Here is an 18,975-nt window from a genome sequence, read left to right on the forward strand (position 1 = left end):
GTAAATCAAACCACCGGAGAATGTCGCCTTGCGAACATATCTCCGACGGCTTTGCGACAACTCCCCAGGCCCGTCCCCGACGAAAAACGAATTAAGAAAAATCTGCTGATTCAAATAATTATGGCGCGCTTTCCTCCATGGCACGCTTGTTGCGGTCCGGCTGCCAACGTCGGCGGCCGACATTGGAATTGTTCCAGACACCCTTCTCGCGGGGTCCAACAACAAGCCTGAGAGGTTGATGCAATGGACGACTCTCGCTCCTTCGACACTTATGAGGCTGAACCGGCGTCGCCGCAGCTCGATGACATCATGCAGAAGATCGCCGAGCACAAGGGATGCGGCACTTCGGGCGGCAGCGGCAAGGCGAGTTGCGGCTCCGGCGCGGGCGCCGGCGACATGCCACAGGAGATTTGGGAGAAGGTCAAGAACCACCCCTGCTACAGCGAAGAAGCGCATCATCATTACGCGCGCATGCATGTCGCCGTCGCGCCGGCCTGCAACATCCAGTGCAACTATTGCAACCGCAAATATGACTGCGCCAATGAATCGCGCCCCGGCGTCGTCTCCGAGAAGCTGACGCCCGAGCAGGCCGCGAAGAAGGTGCTCGCCGTCGCCTCCGCCATTCCGCAAATGACGGTGCTCGGCATCGCCGGACCCGGCGATCCGCTCGCCAATCCGGGCAAGACCTTCAAGACCTTCGAGCTGATTTCCGAAGCCGCGCCCGACATCAAGCTCTGCCTCTCGACCAACGGCCTCGCTTTGCCCGACCATGTCGAGACGATCAAGAAGTTCAATGTCGACCACGTCACGATCACGATCAACATGACGGACCCCGACGTCGGCGCCGAAATCTATCCCTGGGTGTTCTGGAAGCATAAGCGCGTCACCGGCAAGGAAGCCGCGAAGATCCTCACCGACCGTCAATTGCAGGGCCTGGAGATGCTGACGGCGAACGGCATCCTCTGCAAGGTGAACTCGGTGATGATCCCCGGCGTCAACGACGATCACCTCGTGACGGTGAACAAGGAAGTGAAGTCGCGCGGCGCCTTCCTGCACAACATCATGCCGCTCATCTCGTCGCCCGAGCACGGCACCGTCTTCGGCCTCAACGGCCAGCGTGGCCCCTCCGCGCAGGAGCTGAAGGCGCTGCAGGACAGCTGCGAAGGCGAGATGAACATGATGCGCCATTGCCGTCAGTGCCGCGCCGACGCGGTGGGCCTGCTCGGCGAAGATCGCAGCGCGGAGTTCACTACCGACAAGATCATGGAGATGGACGTCAATTACGACCTCTCCGCGCGGCAGGCCTATCAGGAAAAGGTCGAGGAAGAGCGCATGGCGAAGGTCGCCGCGCGCAACGCCGAACTCGAGACGCTTGCGGGCGAGAACGCGGATCTCAAGATCCTCGTCGCCGTTGCGACCAAGGGCTCGGGTCGCATCAACGAGCATTTCGGCCATGCGACGGAGTTCCAGATTTACGAGCTCTCCAGCGAAGGCGCGAAATTCGTCGGCCACCGCCGCGTCGATCTCTACTGCCAGGGCGGCTATGGCGAGGAAGACGCGCTCGAGACGGTCATCCGCGCGATCAACGACTGCACGGCGGTCTTCGTTGCGAAGATCGGCCATTGCCCGAAGGACGACCTGACCAAGGCCGGCATCGATCCGGTCGATCAATACGCCTACGAGTTCATCGAACAGTCGGCGATCTCGTACTTCAAGGACTATCTCGCCAGGGTGAAGAGCGGCGAGATCAATCACATCATCCGCGGCGACGCCGACATCCGTCAGGGCGCCTTCGTCTCCGTGGAAGCGTAGCGCGCTCTACGGCCGGACGAAACGGCCCGGTCGAGCCGCGCGGCGACGAGAATGTCGGAGCAGCCTCCCGCAGTTGGGAAGCTGCTCCGAAGCCAAAGCCAAGCAAAGGAGCTGAACCATGACCTACAAGATCGTCGCCTCTCAGTGCACGTCGTGTTCCGCCTGCGAGGCGGAATGCCCGAACGTCGCGATTTCCGAGAAGAACGGCACCTTCGTCATCAATCCGAAGAAGTGCACCGAATGCATCGGCTATTTTGACGTGCCGCAATGCGTCGCCGTCTGCCCGGTGGATAACACCTGCGTTATCGACACTTCCTATCCTCGCTATCAGCCGAGCGCGTAAATGAAGATCGACTTCACTCCCGCCGCCGAAAAGTTCATCCGCCGCCTCGTCATGTTCGACGGCGGACCGGGCTATGGCCTTCGCCTCCTCGTTTCGCCGGGCGGATGCTCGGGCATGTCGGCGGAGTTCTCCGTCGAGCCCGCGCCGAAGGATGGCGAACAGGTCTACGCGCATCCGCAGTTCAAGCTCTTTCTGCCGGCGCAGAGCCGCCTGCTGCTGGACGGCGTGACGATCGACTTCAGGGAGACGGCGACCTCCACGGGCTTCGCCTTCATCGATCCAAAGGCGACGGGCTGTGGTTGCAAATCGACGACCGAAGCGCCGGCCTTCGAGGAAACGGCGTGAGATCGTGACATGATGCGTGACGCGGCAGTGCAGAATGGCGTGGCGGCGGAGCAGGATTTCCTTGCCTCCATCGTCCTCGGAGAGGGTCTCCCCGAGGAGGCCGAACGCCTTCTGCACGCCGCGGCCTTGTCGTACGACCAAGAAGACGCCGCGCTCCGGTATCTTTTGGAGGCGCGTCTGCTGGCGCCTACCCATCCCGCCACGCTCATCGGACTTTACCGATTCCTTTTCTACAAGGGCCGCCTCGCGGAGTGCCTCAGCGTCGCCGAAACATGCCTGACGCGCGCGGCGATCGACAACGCCTTGCCGCTGGATTGGCGCGACGTGACTCCGGATCACGCCGCTTTCGGCGACTTCGACGCCGTCCTGCCGCGCTTCTTTATGTTCTCTCTAAAGGGCTACGCATATCTGAACATGCGCCTCGGCGATTACGACGCCAGCGCGCAAGCAATCGACAAGCTCCTGCAGCTCGATCCCTCCGACAAGATCGGCGCAAAGGTCCTGCTCGGCGTTCTCGAACGCAGGGGGCAAGAAGAAGATGTCGACTGACGACATTGACGAGGCCATCGACTGGCGCGGCGCTCCGGTCGATTGCGCAGAATGCGCGCATCAGGGCCGGTTGACCGAAGCAAAGTGCAAGCCCCTGCGAGCCTGCGTACATGACCGCTACGCGAGGCGCATCGACCGGTTCTTCGACTGGAACCCGGATCTCGCCCGCGACTATGTCGCGCATGATTATTTCGAGGTTCGCGCCTGTGCGGCCAAAGCGGCGGAAATTTTCCTGCTCCCGGCGATGCTGGACGATCCAGAGGAAGCTGTCCGATGGAGCGCCGCGCGCCGACTTCCCAGACGCCATATTCTGCGCCTTCGAAACGATCCGCATCGCGAAGTGCGCATCCGCATCGCCGGCAGGCTGGAAGGCGCCGACCTCCTCCCGATGATGAAGGACGAGGACTACGCCGTCAGACAAGCGGTCGCCAGGAAGCTGTCGCCGGATCTCCTCGTATTGATGATCAACGACGCCGATCCCGGCGTGCGCCGCACCGTCGCGAGCCGGATCGAGCATGCGGCGCTGATGCGCCTCGCCGGCGACACAGATCCGGTCGTACGTCTGGAAGCCGCGAAGCGCCTCGAACCCGCGGACCTCAAAACGCTCCTAAAGGATGTTGATTGGCGGGTTCGCTACGAAGTGGCTCAGCGCGCGGAGGCGAATGAAATAGGTCCTCTCTTTGACGACGAAGACCCCCTCGTTCGCGAATGCGCACGCAGTCGTTTCAAGGATGCCGGCCTCGAGCCCCCGACCAACGTCATTGTCGCACAGACGCGGAGCGATCCATGACCAATATCAGCAGAGACAGCGATCATGTCGAACTCGACGGACCGCCTTATTTCGATTACGGCGACCGCGTGCGCGCGAAACGCACCATCCGCAATGACGGCACGTTTCCCGGCAAGGATATCGGAGAAATCCTCGTGAAAAAGGGCGAGGAAGGCTTCATCGTCAATATCGGCACCTTTCTCCAGCAATTCTACATTTACGGCGTCGAATTCGACTCTACGGGCAATCGCGTCGGCATGAAGCGCAAAGAGCTGGAGATGGTGAATTTGGCCGACGAGGAGGACGAGCAATGAGCGGACCCGCGAAATTCGACTGGGGCATGCGCGTGCGCGCGACCACCGATCTCGTCAATGACGGCTCCTATCCCGATCGCGCGGACGACGAACTGCTGGTGAAGAGCGGCGATACGGGAGAGATCGTGAACGTTGGCATGCATGTTGAAACGGAGACGCCCGTCTATCTCGTCGAGTTCTCGCCGCAGCTCGTCATCGGCTGTCTCGAAGACGAGATCGAGCCCGCCTGAATTTTTCTTTTGCAACCGGCCAACGAAAGAGGCGCAACGTGAAAGTCATGATCCGCAGAGACTCTGAAGGCATCCTCTCGGCCTATGTTCCAAAGAAGGATCTCGAAGAGCCGATCGTGCAGGTTCAAAACCCCGATATGTGGGGCGGCTCGGTGACGCTCGCCAATGGCTGGGTGCTTCAACTTCCCGAAATGGCGGCGGACACATCGCTCCCGATCACCGTCGAGGCGAAGAAGATCGGAGGCGAGTGACATGACCATCGTCCCTGCGCAGGTTTCACGAATCGACGCGGCGCTGGCGACGGCCGACGCCAATTCGCAAACGCTCGCGGCGCTTCGCCAGCTTGCGCCGGGGCTGATGGTGACGCGTTGCGACGCAATCGACATGCGGGACGAGATACCCTTCCGTGTCTATGAGCGATGCTCTCTTTATCTTGTCGACGGGCGCGATCACTGCTGGAAAATCACTCAGGATCCAGATTGCGCGACCGGCGTCGCGCTTGCTCCGAATGGAGGCGCAGCATGAAGACGACGCTCCTGCCGCTGAATGATCCGGATCTGGTTCAGAGCGATCTCGAGGCGGTGATCGAAATTCTCCAGGGACAACGCTTGTCTCAGGGCGAGGTCGTGGAGGGATTTGAAGAGGAATTTGCGCGCTATCTGGGACGCAAGCACGCCGTCGCCGTATCGAGCGGCGCGATCGGCTTGCTGCTCGCGCTCCGCGCTCTCGGTCTCGGACCCGGCGACGAGGTCGTCGCCTCCGCCTATTCCTTTCGGGAAACGGCGCATGCGATAACGCTCGCCGGCGCGAAGCCAGTCTTCGCCGATATCGACTATTGGGCCGGAACGCTTGATCCCGAGAAGGCGCGCAAGGCCATCACGGACAAAAGCCGGGCGATTGTCGCGGCCAACGCCAATGGGCACCCTGCGCCGTGGGAGGCGCTTCACGCCCTGGCGAAGGAACACAATCTCACGCTTATAGAAGATTCAACGGAAGCCATCGGATCGGTCTACAAAGGCAAGCTCGTTGGCTGCTTTGGGGATTGTTCGGTTTTCGACTTCTCCCAGCCTGGCGCGCTCATCTGCGGCGAGGGCGGCATGGTCGTCACCGACAATGACGACGCCGCCGCCATGTTGCGCCGGCTGCGCAGCAGGAAGATCGAGGAACGCTCGTCGGTCGTCCTCGGCGCTTGGGCGCCGCTGCAGGCGACGTTGAGCGACATTTCCGCGGCGCTGGGTCTCGCGCAACTGCGCAGGCTCGAGCTGCTACTTGCCAGGCGCAAGCGCGTCGAGCGTTGGTTCCTCGAATATGTCCGTTCCTTCGAAGGCATCAAGGATCCCTATATCGCCCCGGATGTCGATCAGGTTCATTGGTTCCTTTACGTGGTGCATCTCGGCACGCGCTTTTCCCGCTCGACCCGGGACGCGATCGTCGACGATCTGCGCCAGGAAAAGATCGAAGCGGCCGCCTATTCGACCCCACTGCATCTGCAGCGTCACTATTTCGACCTGGGCTATCGCCGTGGCGACTTCTTCGTGACGGAGAAAGTCGCCGACCGCGCCGTCGCCCTGCCCTTCCACGCCCATCTCACCGAGGAGCAGGTCGCCTTCATCGTCGGCACGATGAAGGACGCCTCGATCAATGTGGGCGCGGGCGCCGCAATCTACCTCTAACGATTAAACGGCCTCTCAAACGCAAGGAGACAAACGATGCCGACAGTCACCATCATGCCGTCCGGCAAGACAGTGGAAGCAACGACAGGCAGCCGCCTGCTCGACGCCATTCTCGCCGCCGGCGAGCCGATCGTCAGCAAATGCGGCGGCGAAGCCAAATGCGGACAATGCCACGTCTTCGTTCAGGAGGGCAAAAAGAGCCTCTCGAAGGCCACCCGCGCGGAAAACGAAAAACTCGACAGCATCGTCGGCGTCGGCTCCAAGTCGCGTCTTGCCTGTCAGGCCATGCTCGGCGCCGAAAATGTAACGGTTGAATTGCTGGGCTTCGATTCCGGCTTCTGACCCGACAAAGGAGACAAAAGTGACCGACACGATCCTCATCCACGTGCGCTTCAACAATGACGGTTCCGTGCTGGAGATTGCAGAGCGCCCGACGAGCCTCACGCCGCAACAGTGGTTTACCAAGCTCTCGGAAAAGGCTGGCAACGCCTTTCAGGCCCTCACCGGCGGCCGCGGCGTGTTTCGCGTCTCGCCCGACGAGGTCGCCGCGCTGAAGGCTTCGGTTCTTCAGTGAACAGACGCGTTTGCTCTTGGCGAAAGGAATGAGACAATGATCGGTGAAATCGTGGCGGCCTTTCGTCAAGGCGACGTCGTTCCCTATCTGGGGCCGGGGATCACCGGCCTTCCGGGAGAGGCGTCGCCGCCGTCGCTTCCCGAAAAGCTCGTACAGGAGCTTGTCGCGGGCGCGACGACGCCCCACAAGATCCGAAACAACCTGACCGCAGCGTCTCAATATATCGAGAACTTCAAGCATCGCAAAACGCTGACCTGCCTCATGGCGAAAGCGTATACGAACGAATGTCCGCCAAGCGCCTTTCACCAATGGATAGCGGCGCAGGAGCAATTGCCGCTCATCGTCCATGCCTGGTACGACGACCTCGTCGTGAAGGCCTTCGCCGCGCGCAAGGATTGGGGCCTCGTGCAGGGCGTGACGCAGAGCGAGCATTTCGGCGATTGGGTGAACTGGTTCCGGCCTGACGGATCTGTTGTCTCGACGAAGGAATTCATCCGCGACGGCTCGGGAGCGAAAGCGCCCGCAGAAGCGCCGGAAGAGACTCTCGCCTGGAGGACGCTCGTCTACGAACCGCTCGGTTCTGTCTGGCCGGCGTCCAACTTCATCGTCTCGGATTCCGATTATGTCGAGGTTCTTACCGAGATCGACATTCAGACCCCCATACCGGATTCCGTTCAGACGATCCGAAAGGGACGCAGCTTCCTCTTCCTCGGCTGCCGCTTCGCCAACCAGCTCGAGCGCAGCTTCGCGCGACAGATCATGAAGCGCTCATCCGACCGGCACTGGGCGGTGATCGACGGCGCCCTCACGAAGAACGAAGAGAAATTCCTTCGCGAGCAAAACATCGAGCGCATCGACGCGAGCCTGGCGGAATTTGCGGCCGCGCTCATTGAATCCGATCTCGCCGCCGCAGCCGAGTGATCTTACCGAAAGGCAGAGAATGATCGAGGACCTTCCGCAAGTCTTCAAATGTCACGTCTTCACATGCTTTCAGCAGCGCCCGCCCGGTCATCCGCGCGGGAGCTGCATGGCGTCGGGGGCCAAGCCGCTCTGGGATCGCCTGCAGGCGAAGCTCAACGCGCAGCCCGTCCCGGAGGTCTCCGTCACCGCAACGGGATGCCTCGGCTTCTGCCGCGCCGGTCCGCTGATGGTCGTCTACCCGCAGGGCGTCTGGTACACGCCTCGAACGGAAGCGGACGTTGACGAGATCTTCCAGTCGCATTTTGTCGAGGGCAAGCCGGTTGAGCGACTGATCATCGTGCCGCAGCTCTGACGAGACTGCGCATCGAATCCAAAGAGCCGTCGGCGCAAGGCCGGCGGCTCTTTGATGCGCGCGCTCAACTAAGCCGGCGTTTTCGACGGCCGGCCCTCGGCGTCCCTGAAGGGAAACAGCCCGGACTGAAAGCATTGCGTCATATGTTCGGCGCGCGCAATCGCCGCCGCCGCCAGGGGCTCAGGCATTGTCTCCTTCGCCGCCTCCGTGAACAGCGACAGCCAGCGGCCGAAATGTTCGACCTCGATTGGAAGGTTCACATGAACGCCGAAAGGCGTCCCCTGATAACGCGTGGTGCCGAGCAGCGCGTGCGACCAGAAATTCGCGACAATCTCCAGATGCGGCTCGAACTCGGAAATCGTTTTGGCGAAAATCGGCCCGAGCATCGGGTCCGCGTCTCCCTTCTCATAGAAACGCTTCACACAGGCGCGTATCGCCGATTCTGACGCCTCATTGTCCATCGTCGCTTGTTCGATCGACGCTTCCATCTCCGCCTCCGCGATACTCACCTTACATTGAGCACGGTGAGAGGTATTGTCACGCCCCCTGTACTGCGACCAAGCATCGCGTCGACCTTCTGGCGCACGAATTCGATCTTGAGAGGCTTCGCCAGAAAGCCATTCGCTCCTGCGACGACGCATTCCTTCCCGTAGGCTGTATTCGCCGGTTCGACCACAACGAGGATTTTTGCGTTGGGCGCAGGCTGCTTCAGTCTGCCGAATAGCTCGAACCCTGCCGCTTTCGGAAGACTCTCGGCGACGATGATCAGATCCGGCGGCTGGGACTTGGCCTTTTCGACCGCGTCCGCGACGGTCGGCACTTCATGCGCCTCGAATTCGTCATGTAGCATAAACTGAAGCGCGGCCCGAATGATCTCATTGTCATCAACAACGAACACCCGCTTGTTCTCCAGCGCTTTCGACATTTCGACGCCGATCTGCATCTCTTAGCCTCGTTTCCGTTGCCATCGCCGCGAATTGAAGCAAGCGACATGCCGTCGTCTTCCTTCCAAACTCGACAGCTTCGAGAGTCAGTTCGGTTGCGAACATCACTGTCGGCTTTGACACATGTCATCAGGCTGGCCGAGCTAGCTATGAAACACACGTTTTTACAAAGCTTTATTGCCTCCATCCGTCCTTGGCACGCCCTTTGCGCAACAAGGCTCGCAAGGCTTTTGGCGCCGGTTCAATTGGCTCTTTTGGGAAACGCTCCGGTCGCCCGCGCCTCGTCGCAAAGTGAAGAAAGCTCGGGCTCGCGTGTGGCGCGCCGACAATCTAACGGTCCAATCAAGGAGAATGCAATGTCGCTTCGACAGATCGCTTTCTACGGCAAGGGTGGCATCGGCAAATCGACGACCTCCCAGAACACCCTCGCGGCGCTCGCCGAGATGGGGCAGAAGATCCTCATCGTTGGCTGCGACCCCAAGGCCGACTCGACCCGCCTGATCCTTCACGCCAAGGCGCAGGACACCATCCTGTCGCTCGCCGCTGAAGCCGGTTCGGTCGAGGACCTCGAAATCGAAGACGTGATGAAGGTTGGCTTCCAGGACATTCGCTGTGTCGAGTCCGGTGGTCCGGAGCCGGGCGTCGGCTGCGCCGGCCGCGGCGTCATCACCTCGATCAACTTCCTCGAGGAAAACGGCGCTTATGAAGGCGTTGATTACGTTTCTTATGACGTTCTCGGCGACGTGGTCTGCGGCGGCTTCGCGATGCCGATCCGTGAAAACAAGGCGCAGGAAATTTACATCGTCATGTCCGGCGAGATGATGGCCATGTATGCGGCCAACAACATCTCCAAGGGCATTCTGAAATACGCCAACTCCGGCGGCGTGCGCCTGGGCGGGCTGGTCTGCAACGAGCGCAAGACCGACAAGGAGCTGGAGCTGGCTCAGTCGCTCGCGAAGAAGCTCGGCTGCGAGCTGATCCACTTCGTTCCGCGCGACAACATCGTCCAGCACGCCGAGCTGCGCCGCATGACGGTCATCGAATACGCTCCGGACTCCAAGCAGGCTGGCGAGTATCGCACGCTGGCGACGAAGGTCCACGCCAATAAGGGCAACGGCATCATCCCGACTCCGATCACGATGGACGAGCTCGAGGACCTGCTCATGGAGCACGGCGTCATGGCTCAGGTCGACGAGACCCAGGTCGGCAAGACCGCCGCGGAACTCAACGTCGCTTAATTGGACAACCGCCCGGCCCTCATCAGGGCCGGGCCTACCACCCGATCATGAAAGGCCTCCGTCATGAGTGTGGCGCAAGCTGAATCCATCGAAGACATCAAGGCCCGCAACAAGGAACTCGTTCAGGAAGTCCTGAAGGCCTACCCGGAAAAGACCGCCAAGCGTCGCGCCAAGCACCTCGGCACGTACGAAGACGGTAAGCCGGATTGCGGCGTCAAGTCGAACATCAAGTCCATTCCGGGCGTCATGACGATCCGCGGCTGCGCCTATGCCGGCTCCAAGGGCGTGGTCTGGGGTCCGATCAAGGACATGATTCACATCTCCCACGGCCCGGTCGGCTGCGGCCAGTATAGCTGGGCGTCGCGTCGCAACTATTACATCGGCACGACCGGCATCGACACTTTCGGCACGATGCAGTTCACCTCCGACTTCCAGGAGAAGGACATCGTGTTCGGCGGCGACAAGAAGCTCGCCAAGATCATCGACGAGATTCAGGACCTGTTCCCGCTGAACAAGGGCATCTCGGTTCAGTCGGAATGCCCGATCGGCCTGATTGGCGACGACATCGAGGCCGTGTCCAAAGCCAAGTCGAAGGAATATGAGGGCAAGACGATCGTTCCGGTCCGCTGCGAAGGCTTCCGTGGCGTGTCGCAATCGCTCGGCCACCATATCGCCAACGACGCGATCCGCGACTGGGTCTTCGACAAATCGGAAGGCAAGCCGGTCCGCTTCGAGCCGTCGCCTTACGACGTCGCGATCATCGGCGATTACAACATCGGCGGCGACGCGTGGTCTTCGCGCATTCTGCTCGAGGAAATGGGCCTGCGCGTCGTGGCGCAGTGGTCCGGCGACGGCACCATCGCGGAACTCGAAGCGACGCCGAAGGCGAAGCTTAACGTTCTGCACTGCTACCGTTCGATGAACTACATCTCCCGCCACATGGAAGAAAAGTACGGGATTCCGTGGTGCGAATACAACTTCTTCGGCCCATCCAAGATCGAGGAGTCGCTGCGCAAGATCGCGTCGCACTTCGACGACAAGATCAAGGAAGGCGCCGAGCGCGTCATCGCGAAATATCGTCCGCTCATGGACGCCGTCATCGCGAAATACCGCCCGCGTCTCGAGGGCAAGAAGGTCATGCTCTATGTCGGCGGCCTGCGTCCGCGCCACGTCATCGGTGCCTATGAAGACCTCGGCATGGAAGTTGTCGGCACGGGCTATGAGTTCGCGCATAACGACGACTATCAGCGCACGTCACATTATGTGAAGGACGGCACGCTGATCTACGATGACGTCACGGGCTACGAGTTCGAGAAGTTCGTGGAAAAGATCCAGCCGGACCTGGTCGGCTCAGGCATCAAGGAGAAGTACGTCTTCCAAAAGATGGGCGTGCCCTTCCGCCAGATGCATAGCTGGGACTATTCCGGCCCCTATCACGGCTATGACGGCTTCGCGATCTTCGCGCGCGACATGGACATGGCGATCAACGCGCCGGTCTGGAAGATGGCCAAGGCCCCCTGGGCGGCTTGATCCCGAAACAAAAAGGTCTCGCCTCCTCCCCCCGGGGGGGGCGAGATCGGCTAGCGGAAACATGAGGAATAGCCATGCCACAGAATGCCGACAACGTTCTCGACCACTTTAATTTGTTCCGCCAGCCGGAATACAAGGAGATGTTCGAGAACAAGAAGAAGAACTTCGAAAACCCGGTCGCGGACGCTGAGCTCGAGCGCGTGCGCGAATGGACGAAGACGGAAGAATACAAGGAAAAGAACTTTGCCCGCGAAGCTCTGACCGTCAATCCCGCCAAGGCCTGCCAGCCGCTCGGCGCGGTCTTCGCGGCCGTCGGCTTCGAGAGCACCATTCCCTTCGTCCATGGTTCGCAGGGCTGCGTCGCTTATTACCGCTCGCACTTCTCGCGTCACTTCAAGGAGCCGACCTCCTGCGTCTCCTCCTCCATGACGGAAGACGCGGCGGTGTTCGGCGGCCTCAACAACATGATCGACGGCCTGGCGAATACATACAACATGTATAAGCCGAAGATGATCTCCGTCTCCACCACCTGCATGGCGGAAGTCATCGGCGACGACCTGAACGCCTTCATCAAGACTTCCAAGGAAAAGGGCTCGGTTCCGCAGGAATTCGACGTTCCCTTCGCGCACACGCCTGCCTTTGTCGGCAGCCACATCACCGGCTACGACAATGTCATGAAGGGCGTGCTGGAGCATTTCTGGGACGGCAAAGCCGGCACCGCCCCCAAGCTCGACCGCACGCCGAACAACAGCATTAATTTTCTTGGCGGCTTCGACGGCTACACGGTCGGCAATCTGCGTGAAATCAAGCGCATTTTCGAATCGATGGGCGTCGAATACACGATCATCGGCGACAACAGCGACGTGTGGGACACGCCGACCGATGGCGAATTCCGCATGTATGACGGCGGCACGAAGCTTGAAGACGTCGCCAGCGCGCTGAACGCGAAGGCGACGATCTCGATGCAGGAATACTGCACCGAGAAGACGCTGCCTTACATTGCGACCAAGGGTCAGGAAGTCGTCGCCTTCAACCATCCTGTTGGCGTCGCGGCGACCGACAAGTTTCTGATGGAGATCTCCCGCATCAGCGGAAAGCCGATTTCCGAAGAGCTGACCAAGGAGCGCGGCCGTCTCGTCGACGCCATCGCCGACTCCTCGGCGCATATCCATGGCAAGAAGTTCGCGATCTATGGCGATCCGGACCTCTGCTACGGCCTCGCGGCCTTCCTGCTCGAGCTCGGCGCCGAGCCGGTCCACATCCTCGCCACCAATGGCGGCAAGGTCTGGGCTGAAAAGGTGCAGGCGCTGCTCGACTCCTCGCCCTTCGGCAAGGGCTGCCACGTCTATGCGGGCAAGGATCTGTGGCACATGCGCTCGCTGCTCTTCACGGAGCCGGTCGACTTCCTCATCGGCAACACCTACGGGAAGTATCTCGACCGCGACACGGGCACGCCGCTCATCCGCATCGGCTTCCCGATCTTCGACCGCCACCACAAGCACCGCTATCCGGTGTGGGGCTATCAGGGCTCGATGAACGTCCTGGTGTGGATCCTCGACGCGATCTTCGAGGACATCGACCGCAACACCAACGTCGTGGCGAAGTCGGACTACTCCTTCGACATCATTCGCTAACGCACGAATGTCGCCGGGCCTTCTGGCCCGGCGAATGCATCTTGTGGCGCGACCAAGGCGCATCGCGGAAAGCAGGAGGCTTTTGAATGGCGAGTCTGTCGGAAAAAGTCCAGAACGTCTTCAACGAGCCGGGCTGCGATAAAAACAAGGGCAAATCCGAGAAGGAGCGCAAGAAGGGCTGCACCAAGCAGCTCGCGCCCGGCGCCGCCGCCGGCGGTTGCGCCTTCGACGGCGCAAAGATCGCGCTGCAACCGATTACCGACGTCGCCCATCTCGTGCACGGCCCCATCGCCTGCGAAGGCAATAGCTGGGACAATCGCGGCGCAAAGACTTCCGGCTCCTCGCTCTATCGCACGGGCTTCACGACCGACATCAGCGAAAACGACGTCGTCTTCGGCGGCGAAAAGCGCCTTTACAAGTCTATCAAGGAAATCATCGACAAATACGATCCGCCCGCCGTGTTCGTCTATCAGACCTGCGTGCCCGCCATGACGGGCGACGACATCGAAGCGGTCTGCAAGGCCGCGGCGGCGAAGTTCGGAAAGCCGGTCATTCCGGTGATCTCCCCCGGCTTCGTCGGTCCCAAGAACCTCGGCAACAAGCTCGCGGGAGAAGCGATTCTCGATCATGTGATCGGCACGCAGGAGCCGGAATACACCACGCCCTACGATATCAACATCATCGGCGAGTATAACCTCGCCGGCGAGTTGTGGCAGGTGAAGCCGCTGCTCGACGAGCTCGGCGTCCGCATCCTCGCCTGCATTTCGGGCGATGCGAAATATCACGAGGTCGCTTCCTCCCATCGCGCCCGCGCGGCGATGATGGTCTGCTCCAAGGCGATGATCAATGTCGCCCGCAAGATGGAGGAGCGCTACGAAATCCCCTTCTTCGAAGGCTCCTTCTACGGCATCGGCGACATGAGCGACAGCTTGCGCGAGATCGCGCGGCTTCTCGTCGAGCGCGGCGCGCCGGCCGAGCTGATGGAGCGGACGGAATCCATCATTGCCCGCGAGGAGGCGCGCGCCTGGGCGCGCATCGCCCCCTATCGCGAACGCCTTCAGGACAAGCGCGTTCTGCTGATTACCGGCGGCGTGAAAAGCTGGTCGGTGGTTGCGGCGCTGCAGGAGGCGGGTCTCGAAATCGTCGGCACCAGCGTCAAGAAGTCGACGAAGGAAGACAAGGAAAAGATCAAGGAGCTGATGGGCCAGGACGCCCACATGATCGACGACATGACGCCGCGCGAACTGTACAAGATGCTGAAGGAAGCGCGCGCGGATATCATGCTCTCGGGCGGACGCTCGCAATTTATCGCGCTCAAGGCGAAGATGCCGTGGCTCGACATCAACCAGGAGCGTCATCACGCCTACGCAGGATATGAGGGCATGGTCGACCTTGTCCGCGAGATCGACAAGGCCCTCTACAATCCTGTTTGGGAACAGGTGCGCCGCCCGGCGCCGTGGGAAGAGAAAACCTGGGAAGAGCGGGCGGCGGAAGCGATTGCGGCGGAAGCGGCCGCTCTCGCGGCGGACCCCGTCGCCGCTGAGGCTGCGCGGCGCGACAAGCAGGTCTGTTCCTGCAATCTCATCTCGGTGGGCGCAATAGAAGACGCGATTCACGACGGCGCGGACAGCGTCGCGGCCGTCGGAAAAGCGACGGCCGCCGGAACCGGCTGCGGCGGCTGCCAGGAACGCATCGCCGCGATCCTCGAAGCGTCGGCCAAGGCGAGCGCGCTCGCCGCGCCGCAAGCCGCGTGAGGTCGCCATGGCGCGCGTCACCGTCTCCAAAAAGGCCTGCACGGTCAATCCGCTGAAAATGAGTCAGCCAATCGGCGGCGCCCTCGCCTTCATGGGCGTCTCCGGCTGCATGCCGGTGCTGCACGGCTCGCAGGGCTGCACCTCGTTCGGTCTGGTGCTTTTCGTTCGGCACTTCAAGGAAGCCATCCCGCTTCAGACGACTGCGATGAATGAAGTCGCAACGATCCTCGGGGGGCTCGACAACATCGAGCAGGCCATCCTGAATATCGTGAAGCGCGCCAAGCCTTCCGTTATCGGCATCTGCTCCACCGGCGTGACCGAGACGAAGGGCGACGATGTCGACGGCTATCTGCAGCTCTTCCGCAAGCGTCATCCCGAGCTGGACGATCTGGGGATCGTCTATGTATCGACGCCCGACTTCAAGGACGCTTTTCAGGACGGCTTCGGCAAGACGGTCAAGAAGCTCGTCGAGACCTTCGTGCCGGCGGAAATCCCGAACCGCCGCGCGCCGCAGCGGGTCAATGTTCTCGCGGGCTGCCATCTCACGCCCGGCGACATTGACGAGCTTCGCGACATCATCGAGTCGTTCGGTCTTGAGCCGACCTTCCTTCCCGATCTCTCGGGCTCGCTCGACGGGCATATTCCGGAAGACTTCACGCCGACGACGCTTGGCGGCGTGACGAAGGAAGACATCGCGGCCATGGGCGGCGCGGCCTGGACCATCGCAGTCGGCGAGCAGATGCGCGACGCGGCGCAGGCGCTGGAAGCGCGCGCCGGCGTTCCGTTCGAACTCTTCGACCGCCTGACGGGCCTTGCGCCGAACGACGACTTCATCAGCTTCCTGTCCCGCATCAGCGGGCGGCCGGTTCCGTTGAAATATCGCCGGCTGCGCGGCCAGCTCGTGGACGCCATGCTCGACGGCCACTTCCATTTCGGCGGCAAGAAAATCGCCCTCGGCGCCGAGCCGGACCTTTTGTTCGCTATCGGACAATGGCTGACGGAGATGGGCGCGGAAGTTTCCGCCGCCGTCACCACGACGCATTCGCCTCAGCTCGAGAAACTGATGACCGAGGAAGTCGTCATCGGCGATCTCGAAGATCTGGAGAACGGCGCCGCGGGTTGCGACCTCCTGATCACCCATTCCCATGGCCGTCAGGCGGCCGAACGTCTCGGAATCCAGCTTTACCGCATGGGTCTTCCGATGTTCGACCGCATCGGCGCGGCGCATGAAACGTCGGTCGGCTATCGCGGAACGCGCGATCTCATCTTCAAGATCGGCAATATTTTCATCGACCAGATTCACGAGCCGACGCCGGACACCTGGCGCGGCGAACATGCCGAAGACGGCACGACGCTTGCGACGGCGGCGGATATTCCGCTCTCGAGCGCACATTGACGGCATAGGAGGCGTCATGAAAGTCGCATTCGCCACACAGGACCTCGAAAGGGTCGACGCCCATTTTGGTTGGGCCAAGAACATCGCGATCTATGACCTCACGCCTGAATCCTACTCCTTCGTCGAGTCGGTCGCCTTCTCCGGCGATCTGCAGGAAGACGGCAATGAGGACAAGCTACAGCCCAAGCTCGAAGCGATCAAGGATTGCTCGATCCTGTACGTCGCCGCGATCGGCGGCTCCGGCGCCGCCCGCGTCGTGGCGCAGAACATCCATCCGATGAAAGTGCCTCAGCCGGAGAAGATCAGCGATCTTCTCGACAAGCTGCAAGTCGTGCTGCGAGGCTCGCCGCCGCCGTGGCTGCGCAAAGTAATGTCGAAGGCGGGCGAACGCTCCTTCGATTTCGAAGAGGAGACCGAGAATGCCTGAAGCCGTCGCCGAAGTCGAACAGAAGCCCGAAGACAGCCTCTTCATAAAAGAGCTGATCAAAGTCTGGCGCGCGCAGGACACGCATGGAACCTGGGAAAAGAAGAGCGACGTCAGCCTTCTCGACCCTTATATCGTGACGAAGGAACAGCGGCGCGAAATACCGATCATCGGCGATCCCGACCCCGAAATTCTGTGGCGTCTGGAGCTCTTCTATAACGCGATCGGTCTCGCGATCGAGCGCAGGACGGGCTGCATGGTTCAGCCGATGATGAAAATGAGCCATGAAGGATTCGGCCGCATGATTCTCACTACGGGCCGGCTTATTGTCGTCAACAAGCATTTGCGCGACGTTCACCGCTTCGGATTCGAGTCGCTCGAGAAACTGGCGGCGGAAGGCGAGAAGCTCGTCGACGCCGGCGTCGAGATGATCGAGAAATTCCCCGAAGTCGCTCGTTTTTGATGGAGGCGCGAGAATGAGCAGCGTCGACGATTTGAAGGCCGAAATCAAGAAACTGTCGGCCAAGGCGATGAACATGAAGATGAACCTGCACGACCTCTCGGAGGAGCTGCCGGTCAACTGGACGAACATTATGAGCGTTGCGCAGGAAACTCATGACGCCTATGCGGCGTTGGAGGCGGCGCGCAAGAGGCTCAAGGAACTTGAGGCGGCGTGATGGCTGAGTTCAAGACGCGGGACGGCTCGCCTTACACGCCGCTCTACCTCACCGACATTAATGCGGAAACCTGCATTGGCTGCGGCCGCTGCTTCAAGGTCTGCCCGCAAAGCGTTATGGCGCTTTACGGCGTCAATGACGAGGGTGAAATCCTCGGCATCGTGACCGACGACGACGATGACGATTTCGACGGCGATCTCAACCGCAAGATCATGAAAGTCGAGAACGCCGGCGCCTGCATCGGCTGCAACGCCTGCGCCCGGGTCTGTCCGAAAAACTGCCAGACCCACGTGCCGGCCGACCAGGTTGCGGCCTGATCCGTCATGAATATGCTCGCGCCCCCGCACGAGCTGATCGCGGGCGCCGGCTCGGCGCCCGCTGCGGAGGCCGTTTATCTCATCATTCAGGAACAACGCACGCCTCGCGCGCGAGCCGAGCCTTTCACCGCTCATATTCTTGCATGCGCGCTCACAATCGGAATTGTCGAGGCGTATGAAAGCGGCGGAACGCTATCGATCGGCCTCGGTCTGAACCGTGCGGAGCTCGAATCCCTGACAGCGGAATGGGCCCCGGCCGCGCGTCGCTTCTTCAACCTCGCGGCCGAACCCGACCATGTCTCCCTTGATGAAGAGGAGACACAGCTTCATGAGCTTTTGACGCGTTTCAAGTGTGACAGTGCGCCGCTGTCCGGCTGGATCGCATCCATCATCACGCGGCGGGCCATGGCCCCGCGTCATCTGTGGCAGGATCTTGGCCTGTTCGAGCGCGCCGAACTCACCAGACTGATGAAGGATTGGTTTCCAACCCTCGCCGCCGCGAATGTCGCCAATATGAAATGGAAAAAGTTTCTCTATCGTCAGCTTTGCGAACTTGAGGGCTTCTCGCTCTGCGCAGCCCCGACATGCCGCGATTGTGATGATTTCGACAATTGCTTTGGCGAAGAAGATGGCGCGAGCGCGCTCGCGCGCCTGTTTCGCCGCTGACCGCACCCTTCTCTTTTGCTGCTTCACACACGTCCAGAATCGGCTTTGTCAGTTCTCTGACAATGAAGTTTCGCAGAAGGCCAGGGCATTGCGAATTGCCGCGTTTTCTAGGGCGCTCGACGCTGGCACGTCGGTTGCTACTCCTCTCGCCAGGCATCTTAACCAGGGAGCTGTCGAGATGATCCAGCTGACGGATAGCGCGGTAACGGCGGTGCGTACGGCGATGGCGGGCGCGGGTCAGGAGGTCGAGGGCTTGCGCATCATGGTCGAAGCCGGCGGCTGCGCAGGGCTGAAATACATGATGGGCTTGGTGAACGAGGCCGACCCCAACGATCACGTCTTCACCACCGACGGCGTCAAGGTATTCGTTGAAGAAGGTTCGCTGGCCTATCTCGACGGCACCAAGATCGATTTTGTCATCGGCCTCGAAGGCTCCGGTTTCACATTCGACAACCCGCAAGCCAAGTCGAGCTGCTCCTGCGGCAAATCTTTCGGCTGAACGCAAGGAGACGG

At 61.0% G+C, this 18,975-nt stretch carries 27 protein-coding genes; 25 read left to right on the plus strand and 2 right to left on the minus strand.

Features of this window, described 5'->3' with window-relative positions; translation table 11 throughout:
* Window positions 1–243: 243 nt before the first annotated feature.
* The 14 genes from nifB to ACNHKD_RS14245 all read left to right on the plus strand — a co-directional run bounded on the left by nifB (window position 244) and on the right by ACNHKD_RS14245 (window position 7,882).
* On the plus strand, window positions 244–1,812 hold the full coding sequence (gene nifB, locus ACNHKD_RS14180) for a nitrogenase cofactor biosynthesis protein NifB (RefSeq protein ID WP_442754126.1): 1,569 nt from the start codon (window positions 244–246) through the stop codon (window positions 1,810–1,812).
* A 118-nt stretch (window positions 1,813–1,930) separates the two neighbouring features.
* The gene (locus tag ACNHKD_RS14185) at window positions 1,931–2,155 is read left to right on the plus strand and encodes a 4Fe-4S dicluster domain-containing protein (RefSeq protein ID WP_442754127.1); all 225 of its coding nucleotides are present in this window, start codon (window positions 1,931–1,933) and stop codon (window positions 2,153–2,155) included.
* Window positions 2,156–2,500: a HesB/IscA family protein gene (locus ACNHKD_RS14190; protein ID WP_442754128.1), complete on the plus strand. Its 345-nt coding sequence runs from the start codon at window positions 2,156–2,158 to the stop codon at window positions 2,498–2,500.
* A 9-nt stretch (window positions 2,501–2,509) separates the two neighbouring features.
* Window positions 2,510–3,049, plus strand: coding sequence for a hypothetical protein (locus ACNHKD_RS14195; protein ID WP_442754129.1), 540 nt, complete (start codon window positions 2,510–2,512; stop codon window positions 3,047–3,049).
* Complete coding sequence (locus tag ACNHKD_RS14200; protein WP_442754130.1) at window positions 3,039–3,839, plus strand: 4Fe4S-binding leucine-rich repeat protein; 801 nt, start codon at window positions 3,039–3,041, stop codon at window positions 3,837–3,839. Before ACNHKD_RS14195 ends, ACNHKD_RS14200 begins: the two co-directional genes overlap by 11 nt.
* Window positions 3,836–4,132 (plus strand): nitrogen fixation protein NifZ, encoded by a 297-nt coding sequence (locus ACNHKD_RS14205; protein ID WP_442754131.1) that lies wholly within the window; start codon window positions 3,836–3,838, stop codon window positions 4,130–4,132. Before ACNHKD_RS14200 ends, ACNHKD_RS14205 begins: the two co-directional genes overlap by 4 nt.
* Entirely contained in the window at window positions 4,129–4,362 is a 234-nt protein-coding gene (locus ACNHKD_RS14210; protein ID WP_442754132.1) for a nitrogen fixation protein NifZ, read from the plus strand. The genes ACNHKD_RS14205 and ACNHKD_RS14210 overlap by 4 nt, the downstream gene beginning before the upstream one ends.
* A 38-nt stretch (window positions 4,363–4,400) precedes the next feature.
* Complete coding sequence (nifT, locus tag ACNHKD_RS14215; protein ID WP_442754133.1) at window positions 4,401–4,613, plus strand: putative nitrogen fixation protein NifT; 213 nt, start codon at window positions 4,401–4,403, stop codon at window positions 4,611–4,613.
* Window position 4,614: 1 nt separating this feature from the next.
* Window positions 4,615–4,887, plus strand: coding sequence for a hypothetical protein (locus tag ACNHKD_RS14220; protein ID WP_442754134.1), 273 nt, complete (start codon window positions 4,615–4,617; stop codon window positions 4,885–4,887).
* Window positions 4,884–6,035, plus strand: coding sequence for a DegT/DnrJ/EryC1/StrS family aminotransferase (locus tag ACNHKD_RS14225; RefSeq protein ID WP_442754135.1), 1,152 nt, complete (start codon window positions 4,884–4,886; stop codon window positions 6,033–6,035). The genes ACNHKD_RS14220 and ACNHKD_RS14225 overlap by 4 nt, the downstream gene beginning before the upstream one ends.
* A gap of 36 nt (window positions 6,036–6,071) precedes the next feature.
* A complete protein-coding gene (locus ACNHKD_RS14230; protein WP_442754136.1) occupies window positions 6,072–6,377 on the plus strand; it encodes a 2Fe-2S iron-sulfur cluster-binding protein in 306 nt (101 codons plus the stop codon).
* A gap of 19 nt (window positions 6,378–6,396) precedes the next feature.
* Window positions 6,397–6,609 carry a hypothetical protein gene (locus ACNHKD_RS14235; RefSeq protein ID WP_442754137.1) on the plus strand — a complete coding sequence of 71 codons (213 nt, stop codon included), beginning with the start codon at window positions 6,397–6,399 and terminating at the stop codon, window positions 6,607–6,609.
* A gap of 36 nt (window positions 6,610–6,645) precedes the next feature.
* On the plus strand, window positions 6,646–7,530 hold the full coding sequence (locus tag ACNHKD_RS14240) for an SIR2 family protein (RefSeq protein WP_442754138.1): 885 nt from the start codon (window positions 6,646–6,648) through the stop codon (window positions 7,528–7,530).
* Window positions 7,531–7,549: 19 nt separating this feature from the next.
* Window positions 7,550–7,882, plus strand: coding sequence for a (2Fe-2S) ferredoxin domain-containing protein (locus ACNHKD_RS14245; RefSeq protein WP_442754139.1), 333 nt, complete (start codon window positions 7,550–7,552; stop codon window positions 7,880–7,882).
* Between the two features lie 68 nt (window positions 7,883–7,950).
* Here the strand turns inward: ACNHKD_RS14245 and ACNHKD_RS14250 are convergent, their stop codons facing one another.
* Window positions 7,951–8,370 (minus strand): group III truncated hemoglobin, encoded by a 420-nt coding sequence (locus ACNHKD_RS14250; RefSeq protein ID WP_442754140.1) that lies wholly within the window; start codon window positions 8,368–8,370, stop codon window positions 7,951–7,953.
* 17 nt (window positions 8,371–8,387) lie between these two features.
* Window positions 8,388–8,825 carry a response regulator gene (locus ACNHKD_RS14255; RefSeq protein ID WP_442754141.1) on the minus strand — a complete coding sequence of 146 codons (438 nt, stop codon included), beginning with the start codon at window positions 8,823–8,825 and terminating at the stop codon, window positions 8,388–8,390.
* A gap of 357 nt (window positions 8,826–9,182) precedes the next feature.
* Here ACNHKD_RS14255 and nifH point away from each other — a divergent pair, with 357 nt between their 5' ends.
* The 11 genes from nifH (at window position 9,183) to ACNHKD_RS14310 (ending at window position 18,961) form a co-directional block, all read left to right on the plus strand.
* A complete protein-coding gene (gene nifH, locus ACNHKD_RS14260) occupies window positions 9,183–10,064 on the plus strand; it encodes a nitrogenase iron protein (protein WP_442754142.1) in 882 nt (293 codons plus the stop codon).
* Window positions 10,065–10,127: 63 nt separating this feature from the next.
* Complete coding sequence (nifD, locus tag ACNHKD_RS14265; protein WP_442754143.1) at window positions 10,128–11,594, plus strand: nitrogenase molybdenum-iron protein alpha chain; 1,467 nt, start codon at window positions 10,128–10,130, stop codon at window positions 11,592–11,594.
* A gap of 74 nt (window positions 11,595–11,668) precedes the next feature.
* A complete protein-coding gene (nifK, locus tag ACNHKD_RS14270; protein ID WP_442754144.1) occupies window positions 11,669–13,228 on the plus strand; it encodes a nitrogenase molybdenum-iron protein subunit beta in 1,560 nt (519 codons plus the stop codon).
* 86 nt (window positions 13,229–13,314) lie between these two features.
* A complete protein-coding gene (nifE, locus tag ACNHKD_RS14275; RefSeq protein ID WP_442754145.1) occupies window positions 13,315–14,982 on the plus strand; it encodes a nitrogenase iron-molybdenum cofactor biosynthesis protein NifE in 1,668 nt (555 codons plus the stop codon).
* Window positions 14,983–14,989: 7 nt separating this feature from the next.
* On the plus strand, window positions 14,990–16,378 hold the full coding sequence (nifN, locus tag ACNHKD_RS14280; RefSeq protein ID WP_442754146.1) for a nitrogenase iron-molybdenum cofactor biosynthesis protein NifN: 1,389 nt from the start codon (window positions 14,990–14,992) through the stop codon (window positions 16,376–16,378).
* A 16-nt stretch (window positions 16,379–16,394) separates the two neighbouring features.
* Window positions 16,395–16,805, plus strand: coding sequence for a nitrogen fixation protein NifX (gene nifX / locus ACNHKD_RS14285; RefSeq protein WP_442754147.1), 411 nt, complete (start codon window positions 16,395–16,397; stop codon window positions 16,803–16,805).
* Window positions 16,798–17,265 carry a NifX-associated nitrogen fixation protein gene (locus ACNHKD_RS14290; RefSeq protein WP_442754148.1) on the plus strand — a complete coding sequence of 156 codons (468 nt, stop codon included), beginning with the start codon at window positions 16,798–16,800 and terminating at the stop codon, window positions 17,263–17,265. The genes nifX and ACNHKD_RS14290 overlap by 8 nt, the downstream gene beginning before the upstream one ends.
* Before the next feature lie 13 nt (window positions 17,266–17,278).
* Window positions 17,279–17,479 carry a CCE_0567 family metalloprotein gene (locus ACNHKD_RS14295; protein ID WP_442754149.1) on the plus strand — a complete coding sequence of 67 codons (201 nt, stop codon included), beginning with the start codon at window positions 17,279–17,281 and terminating at the stop codon, window positions 17,477–17,479.
* Complete coding sequence (gene fdxB, locus ACNHKD_RS14300) at window positions 17,479–17,796, plus strand: ferredoxin III, nif-specific (RefSeq protein WP_442754150.1); 318 nt, start codon at window positions 17,479–17,481, stop codon at window positions 17,794–17,796. Before ACNHKD_RS14295 ends, fdxB begins: the two co-directional genes overlap by 1 nt.
* A gap of 6 nt (window positions 17,797–17,802) precedes the next feature.
* Window positions 17,803–18,462 (plus strand): nitrogen fixation protein NifQ, encoded by a 660-nt coding sequence (locus ACNHKD_RS14305; RefSeq protein WP_442754151.1) that lies wholly within the window; start codon window positions 17,803–17,805, stop codon window positions 18,460–18,462.
* 178 nt (window positions 18,463–18,640) lie between these two features.
* A complete protein-coding gene (locus ACNHKD_RS14310; protein WP_442754152.1) occupies window positions 18,641–18,961 on the plus strand; it encodes a HesB/IscA family protein in 321 nt (106 codons plus the stop codon).
* Window positions 18,962–18,975: the final 14 nt, after the last annotated feature.

The organism is Methylocystis sp. JAN1, assembly GCF_052186135.1.
In the GTDB taxonomy this organism is placed as follows: Bacteria; Pseudomonadota; Alphaproteobacteria; order Rhizobiales; family Beijerinckiaceae; genus Methylocystis.

What these genes read in the sequence shown, in the direction of transcription:
- ACNHKD_RS14185 (WP_442754127.1), top strand. Translation starts at nt 1,931, where the DNA reads ATGACCTACAAGATCGTCGCCTCTCAGTGCACGTCGTGTTCCGCCTGC.
- nifN (WP_442754146.1), top strand. Translation starts at nt 14,990, where the DNA reads ATGGCGCGCGTCACCGTCTCCAAAAAGGCCTGCACGGTCAATCCGCTG.
- ACNHKD_RS14225 (WP_442754135.1), top strand. Translation starts at nt 4,884, where the DNA reads ATGAAGACGACGCTCCTGCCGCTGAATGATCCGGATCTGGTTCAGAGC.
- ACNHKD_RS14310 (WP_442754152.1), top strand. Translation starts at nt 18,641, where the DNA reads ATGATCCAGCTGACGGATAGCGCGGTAACGGCGGTGCGTACGGCGATG.
- ACNHKD_RS14230 (WP_442754136.1), top strand. Translation starts at nt 6,072, where the DNA reads ATGCCGACAGTCACCATCATGCCGTCCGGCAAGACAGTGGAAGCAACG.
- nifK (WP_442754144.1), top strand. Translation starts at nt 11,669, where the DNA reads ATGCCACAGAATGCCGACAACGTTCTCGACCACTTTAATTTGTTCCGC.
- ACNHKD_RS14295 (WP_442754149.1), top strand. Translation starts at nt 17,279, where the DNA reads ATGAGCAGCGTCGACGATTTGAAGGCCGAAATCAAGAAACTGTCGGCC.
- ACNHKD_RS14200 (WP_442754130.1), top strand. Translation starts at nt 3,039, where the DNA reads ATGTCGACTGACGACATTGACGAGGCCATCGACTGGCGCGGCGCTCCG.
- ACNHKD_RS14190 (WP_442754128.1), top strand. Translation starts at nt 2,156, where the DNA reads ATGAAGATCGACTTCACTCCCGCCGCCGAAAAGTTCATCCGCCGCCTC.
- ACNHKD_RS14210 (WP_442754132.1), top strand. Translation starts at nt 4,129, where the DNA reads ATGAGCGGACCCGCGAAATTCGACTGGGGCATGCGCGTGCGCGCGACC.
- ACNHKD_RS14250 (WP_442754140.1), bottom strand. Translation starts at nt 8,370, where the DNA reads ATGGAAGCGTCGATCGAACAAGCGACGATGGACAATGAGGCGTCAGAA.
- fdxB (WP_442754150.1), top strand. Translation starts at nt 17,479, where the DNA reads ATGGCTGAGTTCAAGACGCGGGACGGCTCGCCTTACACGCCGCTCTAC.
- ACNHKD_RS14205 (WP_442754131.1), top strand. Translation starts at nt 3,836, where the DNA reads ATGACCAATATCAGCAGAGACAGCGATCATGTCGAACTCGACGGACCG.
- ACNHKD_RS14220 (WP_442754134.1), top strand. Translation starts at nt 4,615, where the DNA reads ATGACCATCGTCCCTGCGCAGGTTTCACGAATCGACGCGGCGCTGGCG.
- nifB (WP_442754126.1), top strand. Translation starts at nt 244, where the DNA reads ATGGACGACTCTCGCTCCTTCGACACTTATGAGGCTGAACCGGCGTCG.
- nifD (WP_442754143.1), top strand. Translation starts at nt 10,128, where the DNA reads ATGAGTGTGGCGCAAGCTGAATCCATCGAAGACATCAAGGCCCGCAAC.
- nifH (WP_442754142.1), top strand. Translation starts at nt 9,183, where the DNA reads ATGTCGCTTCGACAGATCGCTTTCTACGGCAAGGGTGGCATCGGCAAA.
- ACNHKD_RS14290 (WP_442754148.1), top strand. Translation starts at nt 16,798, where the DNA reads ATGCCTGAAGCCGTCGCCGAAGTCGAACAGAAGCCCGAAGACAGCCTC.
- ACNHKD_RS14305 (WP_442754151.1), top strand. Translation starts at nt 17,803, where the DNA reads ATGAATATGCTCGCGCCCCCGCACGAGCTGATCGCGGGCGCCGGCTCG.
- ACNHKD_RS14255 (WP_442754141.1), bottom strand. Translation starts at nt 8,825, where the DNA reads ATGCAGATCGGCGTCGAAATGTCGAAAGCGCTGGAGAACAAGCGGGTG.
- nifX (WP_442754147.1), top strand. Translation starts at nt 16,395, where the DNA reads ATGAAAGTCGCATTCGCCACACAGGACCTCGAAAGGGTCGACGCCCAT.
- nifE (WP_442754145.1), top strand. Translation starts at nt 13,315, where the DNA reads ATGGCGAGTCTGTCGGAAAAAGTCCAGAACGTCTTCAACGAGCCGGGC.
- ACNHKD_RS14245 (WP_442754139.1), top strand. Translation starts at nt 7,550, where the DNA reads ATGATCGAGGACCTTCCGCAAGTCTTCAAATGTCACGTCTTCACATGC.
- ACNHKD_RS14240 (WP_442754138.1), top strand. Translation starts at nt 6,646, where the DNA reads ATGATCGGTGAAATCGTGGCGGCCTTTCGTCAAGGCGACGTCGTTCCC.
- ACNHKD_RS14195 (WP_442754129.1), top strand. Translation starts at nt 2,510, where the DNA reads ATGATGCGTGACGCGGCAGTGCAGAATGGCGTGGCGGCGGAGCAGGAT.